The organism is Gramella sp. AN32, from assembly GCF_023718305.1.
Classification (GTDB): domain Bacteria; phylum Bacteroidota; class Bacteroidia; order Flavobacteriales; family Flavobacteriaceae; genus Christiangramia; species Christiangramia antarctica.
On the sequence record NZ_QEYO01000047.1, the window covers coordinates 1 to 1402 of the forward strand.

The 1402-nt window shown below is 35.3% G+C and carries 2 protein-coding genes; both read right to left on the bottom strand.

The genetic code is table 11. The annotated features are described in order from the left end of the window. The coding region (locus tag DHD80_RS19800; protein ID WP_251743203.1) for a hypothetical protein at window positions 1–209 on the bottom strand (209 nt) is incomplete at its 3' end. Between the two features lie 98 nt (window positions 210–307). Further along, on the bottom strand, window positions 308–1171 hold the full coding sequence (locus DHD80_RS19805; protein ID WP_251743204.1) for a helix-turn-helix domain-containing protein: 864 nt from the start codon (window positions 1169–1171) through the stop codon (window positions 308–310). Window positions 1172–1402: the final 231 nt, after the last annotated feature.

Genomic DNA, 1402 nt, shown 5'->3' on the forward strand with positions numbered 1-1402 from the left:
GCAACCCATTCATATTTGGCTTTGCCATTGTAGAACTCCATGTGTAAGGCAGTACCATCTTGATATTGGAAATTCAATGAATAACCATCCAGGAAATGTTCAGGCTGTCCAAACTGAAACTTATTTTCATCCGTTGTTTTGCTTTGTGCCAAGCTAATTCCAACACTGAACAATACAAAGCAAATACATGTAACTAATTTTGTTTTCATTTTTTATGATTTTAAAGTTTAATACAAAATTGACCCAATATTGAACAATCAGGTAGGTTAATCTCCGGATAAGAATGGTAAATGTGGGAACAAAACCGCTATAGCCCAGTTTTGAACTGTTTTGGGGTGGTGCCAGTATGTTTTTTGAAGAATTTGGTGAAATTGGTCACTTCATCAAAACCAAGGTCAAAGGCCATTTCCTTAAAACTTTTTTCCGTGCTTACAATGGCGCGTTTGGCTTCAAGGATTACATAATTGTCGATAAAAGATTTGGCAGTGTTTAAGGTGAATTGTTTCACCGTTTGATTTAAGAGTTTGGTTGAAACAAGCATCTTTTCGGCGTAATCTTTTACGTTTCGGGTTGTGGTATAATCGGATTCTACCAAATCTTTAAACTGTATAAAAGTATTGTATCGTTTCGAATTGTTGATTTGGATCTGGTTATTTTTTGATTTGCGTTCCAGTCTCAATAGATAAAGGTCTAACAGGGATGCAATGATATTTTTTTGGGCAAAGCTGTTTTCGGTTTTAAGTTCTTCGATGAGTTGATTTATAAAAGTTGCGTTCCCCGTATTGTTTTGAGCAATGGGTGTGGTAATGTGGTAATTATAAAAGTGCGAAATTAATTTTATGGAAGATTTTGAAAAAAAGTTCAGTACGAAACTTTCGGTGAATACTATCAAAAAACCTTCATACTTGGGACTGTCTTGAAATGCGTGAACTTGCCCTTTAGCAATTTTTAGAACCGAACCAGCCTTTAAATCGTACGTTTTTAAATCAATTTCATGGATTCCTGTTCCTGTAGTAACCATCAACAAAGCAAAAAACTCTATTCGGTGAGGTCGAGTGGGATTATGGTCTGAAATATCAGGTATTTTTTCAAAGAATTTGGTTAGATCCAAAAGCTCAAAATCATTCTGGTTACCGGTACTTTGAAATGCTATGTTGGGTATGTTATTCAAATAGTTTTTTTAATCCAGACTCTTACACATGGTTTATATATCCATCAGATCCATACTGTAGCCCTAAATCTTTTGGTTGGGTTTAATGATTTAGTTTCATAAAATCCCGCCTTCTGCTTCGGGTAATAAAGGAGGTGATTTACTCGGCTAACCCCTATCTTTCCATTTCCGATGGTGGATCCGGAGGAAAAATAAAGGTATTAATTGTCTTGATAACATCCCAGAAAATTT